The sequence below is a fragment of the Salinivirga sp. genome, from assembly GCF_035268865.1.
Classification (GTDB): Bacteria; Bacteroidota; Bacteroidia; order Bacteroidales; family Salinivirgaceae; genus Salinivirga.
This window is the reverse complement of record NZ_DATFKB010000204.1, coordinates 1-4,473: the sequence shown is the minus strand read 5'-3', so window position 1 is coordinate 4,473 and position 4,473 is coordinate 1. Positions and strand designations below refer to the sequence as shown.

Genomic DNA, 4,473 nt, shown 5'->3' with positions numbered 1-4,473 from the left:
AAGGCAAAACCTTGCGAAATACTCACTTCAATGGTAATGGTGGTAGCTTCTATTCCAAAAACTGCAGAGCCGTATGTTTTTACTAGCATTGAAACTTGTTTTTCTCCAAAAGTAAAAGAAAAGGTTCTTAAAAGCAATTTTCGCTAAATTTGTTTCTGAATCAGTTCCGAATTTCATACTTTTAAATACTGGCTCAATAACCTTGATTAAGTTGAATAAAAAATATAAGCTAACCTATAGTGAAACAAAACTTCGATCTAACAGAAAAGCACATCATTGTGTGTGGATACGGCCGCGTAGGCAAACAGGCCTCGGTAGACCTGCTCAATCATTATGAGAAGTTTGTAATTCTGGAAAGAGATGAACGTGTAATCGATCAAATTAAGGAAAACCAGCAATTTCAATACCTTAATGGCGATGCTACTGAAGATGAAGTTTTGGAAAAAGCCAACATCAGAAGTGCCCGGGCTCTTCTGGCCACATTTCCCAGCGATGCCGACAATCTTTTCGTGATCGTTACGGCAAGAGCGCTCAACCCTGATTTAAAAATTATCAGTCGCGTATCGGAGGAAGTAAATATTGACAAATTACTCGAAGCCGGAGCCAATGAGGTAATTATGCCCGACAAGGTGGGAGGTTCTCACATGGCCCAGCTGGTAACCCGCCCCGACTTAATTGAATTTCTCGATACGCTGCTGCTGCAATCTACCGAGGATGTGAATCTCGATGAAATTCAATGTTTATCAGTACCCGATGGCAAAGAAACTACCATTGCATCATTGGAGCTGCGACAAAAAGCCGGGGTAAATGTGGTGGGTATAAAAAAAGCCGGGGGCGATTTTATTCACAATCCGGACCCCTCAATTGAGGTTACAAACCAGGATATACTGCTTGTTTTAGGTACTCCTGCACAAATTCAGACAATGCGCGATTTAATAAAAGCCTGCAATGACTAAAATACTTGTAACAGGCAGTAATGGTTTTCTGGGGCAACACATTGCTGCACAGGCAGGCAACATGCCCAATGTGCACCTCACAGGTTGGTCGAAACGCCCTGCAATACACAATTATTGTAACGATTTTAAAACCATTAATGTACTGGAAAATGACATCACACCCGAAATAGTGGCGCCTTTTGACGCAGTGATTCATACCGCAGCACTATCGCACGTCGATTATTGTGAGCAACACCGCGAAGAAGCATTCAGAATCAATGTGGAAGCCACCCGGCAAATCGCTAAAGCCTGCCGGCAAACGGGTACCCACCTCATTCACCTTAGCAGTGATTTTGTTTTTCCGGGTAAAGATGAACCTGTTGCAGAAAATGACAAAACCGACCCGGTGAATTACTATGGCCGCACCAAGGAAATGGCCGAAATATATGTGCAAACCATTTGCCCCCAAAGCACCATCATTCGCCCGGTGCTGATTTTTGGCCCGGTACTCTCCGGCACCCGTTCCAACCTGGTTTTATGGGTAAAATCCGCTTTAGAAGCCGGCAAGGCCATTCAGGTAACCTCAGACCATACGCGAAAGGCAACTTATGTGAAAGACCTGGCTACACTCTGCCTGCAGGCAGCTCAAAAACCCCAAAGGGGTATTTACCATGCCTGCGGAGCCGATTACCTGAGTGTGCATAAAATGGCGCTGCAGGTGGCCAATGTATTTGAGCTGGACAGCCAACTCATTACGCCGGTGCATTCGGGTACGTTTGCCAATCAGGCACCCCGCCCGGCCTGCTCAAACTTTTCTGCCAAAAACGCCATCCATGACTTTGGCTTCAAAAGCAGAACCTTTCAGGAGGCGCTGAGGGATATGGTATAGCGGAAAGCTGGATATACCATGTGGCTTTTACGTAAATCGTTTTCACCGTGTCCGGCACTCGACGGTTCCGCCGTTACAAATTTTGCTAAAGCCGACAACCTTAGATATTTGAAGCCTGCCCGCATGACGCATACAACTTGTTAGCGAACGTATTTCATGCTATTTTATGATATCTGTAAATCGATATCCTTTTTCGTCAGCTTTATTTTACTATTCGGAAAGGATTTTAATGTATTCCTTACATGAGAAGCTTTATCATGTTTTAAAAATGGTGGAATTAAATGCTCAAAATTTATCTTAAATAATCGGTTAATTACAATAAGGTCGTCTTTTGAAAAGGGTCTTAATCCATTTATCAATTCAGACATATAGCCTTTACGGTGTCCTAATATCCTGGCAAGGTCACTTTGATTCAATCCTGCCTTTTTTAATTCTCTTCTAATTAATTCTTTGCGCTTATGATAAAATTCATTTTCAGCCTGGATTAAAGATTCAGCTAAATCGCTTTCTTCTACTTGTTCATCTGTCACCTGAGACTCATCTGACCAGTGCTCATTCTCATACTTAACAATCAAATCTCTCAGATGCTTGCGAATAGATTTATAATTGCTATCCTCTTTTTCTAATTTACGCAATTTTAAATACAATGAGCTAGCCCGTTCGTGTTCTAATTCACTTTTTAATTCTTTAAGTTTTCTTATGTTATTTATCGATAATCTATCCATATCAAATTAATTGTTGATTTCGTAACCACTTTTCTATTGTCTTTTTATTTCCCTTAAAGGTTTTATCATATTCATCGTGAGTACCTGTCCAAACTACAGTTGCTTCGTTATCATCAAAAACAATCAAAATCATTGTTCGGTGGACATGTATATCAAAAAAATAAAATCCATCGCTGTGAACACAGTCTGCATCTGGTCGCGTTTCTTTAATATCTGTTGGTTTTGACCAATTTGCATTTTCTATATCTGAGATTAACTTATCGATTTCATCAATCAATTTATTATTTCCCCGATTCTTCCTCTTTAGCTTTACAAGTCTATTTTTCCTTAATAACTCCAAAATCAATTCGTTTTATATAACGCAAATATACGAAAAATAGTTTCACATTTTATAGAACTTTTTACTCAGTTTTATTCAAATCCTTTTGTAAATTTTCGCCCGCTGCAATGTTCGCTAACGTTCCGCTTATATTGCGTCGTGTGGGGTTTTCAAGGCACTTTCCTATCAAGCCGTAGTAAAGGTAAACAAAAGTTGCGAACCTCCGAGAATCTCTCCCCCCACCCCCACAGGCGCAATGATAAGCTGTTGTAGTCAGTTTTTATTCTTTATAAATATATAATCGTATTTCATTAATGCTACTAAAATTGAATAAGTAAGCATTTATGTTGTTTTTACTTTTCCATTTTGTTTGTCGTCTTCCATTTTCTTCCGTTATGTTGAAAATTGGCTCACCCAAGAGTTTGCTGATTTCAGTTAAAACAAAATCATACTTTTTCTTAAAAGCTTTGTTCCTATCCTCAGAATCTGAGTTTGTGGACGTCGAGCAATCACTTTCCTTAAATTCTTTCCAAACATACGAAACAACCTTAATGGATTTTTCCTTTTTTGTATAGAAGAAATTAACTGTTCCTTCAAAATAGGGACATTCTAATCGACGGTAACTTATTGGATTGTCAAACGTGAAATTGTTACTATTCGGATAAATACTTTCACCTAAACTCCAATAATGTCCGAGCGATACATCCTCAGTTTTTAAAGAATCTTCAAAATGCAAAAGCTCTTTTAATTCAAATAAATTGTCACTTTTGAATCTATTGATTGTTATTTTAGAGTGTTTAATAAATAGTTCATTGCCATAGTCAATATTGAAATCTCTATTTTTTATGCATGATGAATCAATTTGTGGTTCAAAAGCAAATTCTTCAATTTCAGGTGCTGTAGTGAAGTCAGAGAATTGAACATACTCAATCATATAAGGCCAAAGTTCCGTTGAAGGTACATTTGGAAATAAATCAACAACAGAAGTCTTTACTGATTTTCTTTTTTGAGGAACTTTAATATAAAGTTTATAGCTAATTGACTTATCTAGTCCGTTCTGAATCAATAAAATGGTATTAGTACTGTTACCAAATTTTCCCTTAGTCAATATTCCTTGTATTTGATTTTTTAAAGAAACACTATCCAAAAAATTCCTTGCGTTTGACCATTCAATTTCAGCAGGAAAAGGCTCTTTAGATACTATCTTAAAAGTATATGTTAATGAATCTTCCGTTTGTAATTCTAAAGCAAATCTGGTATTCATTTCGATAACATTATCTGCATTGTTTTTCTGTCCAAATAAATGAATTGAAAGTAGTATAAATAGTATCGTAAATATATTTCTCATAATCGTATCTGTTTGTCTGCCTCGCTAAATTGGCTACAACGAATAGCTGGTTGAGTAGCCAAGGGGAGTTTCACCACAGGTCTCTCACATGCTTACGCCGTAGCTTCAGCATAGGTACCAGAACCGTATCCCGATGAAATAATCAGGACAGGCTGTGATAGTGTCTCCGCCAGCTGGCGAACTCTTGTCATACATAAATCTGCAACAAGTTAAATAGAAAATCCTAATTCCCAATGATAGAATAAGTACGGAATTTG

General features: G+C 38.1%; 5 protein-coding genes. 2 read left to right on the top strand and 3 right to left on the bottom strand.

Annotated features, from left to right (window positions below; all coding sequences use genetic code 11):
• The first annotated feature begins 239 nt into the window (after positions 1 to 239).
• Both VJ937_RS12300 and VJ937_RS12295 read left to right on the top strand, forming a co-directional pair.
• Entirely contained in the window at positions 240 to 956 is a 717-nt protein-coding gene (locus VJ937_RS12300) for an NAD-binding protein (protein ID WP_324067534.1), read from the top strand.
• The gene (locus VJ937_RS12295) at positions 949 to 1,824 is read left to right on the top strand and encodes an SDR family oxidoreductase (RefSeq protein ID WP_324067532.1); all 876 of its coding nucleotides are present in this window, start codon (positions 949 to 951) and stop codon (positions 1,822 to 1,824) included. Before VJ937_RS12300 ends, VJ937_RS12295 begins: the two co-directional genes overlap by 8 nt.
• Positions 1,825 to 1,988: 164 nt before the next feature.
• Here the strand turns inward: VJ937_RS12295 and VJ937_RS12290 are convergent, their stop codons facing one another.
• The 3 genes from VJ937_RS12290 to VJ937_RS12280 form a co-directional block, all read right to left on the bottom strand.
• Positions 1,989 to 2,549, bottom strand: a complete 561-nt coding sequence (locus VJ937_RS12290; protein WP_324067530.1) for a helix-turn-helix transcriptional regulator — start codon at positions 2,547 to 2,549, stop codon at positions 1,989 to 1,991.
• A gap of 1 nt (position 2,550) precedes the next feature.
• Entirely contained in the window at positions 2,551 to 2,889 is a 339-nt protein-coding gene (locus tag VJ937_RS12285; RefSeq protein ID WP_324067528.1) for a type II toxin-antitoxin system HigB family toxin, read from the bottom strand.
• Between the two features lie 259 nt (positions 2,890 to 3,148).
• The gene (locus tag VJ937_RS12280) at positions 3,149 to 4,216 is read right to left on the bottom strand and encodes a hypothetical protein (protein WP_324067526.1); all 1,068 of its coding nucleotides are present in this window, start codon (positions 4,214 to 4,216) and stop codon (positions 3,149 to 3,151) included.
• Positions 4,217 to 4,473: the final 257 nt, after the last annotated feature.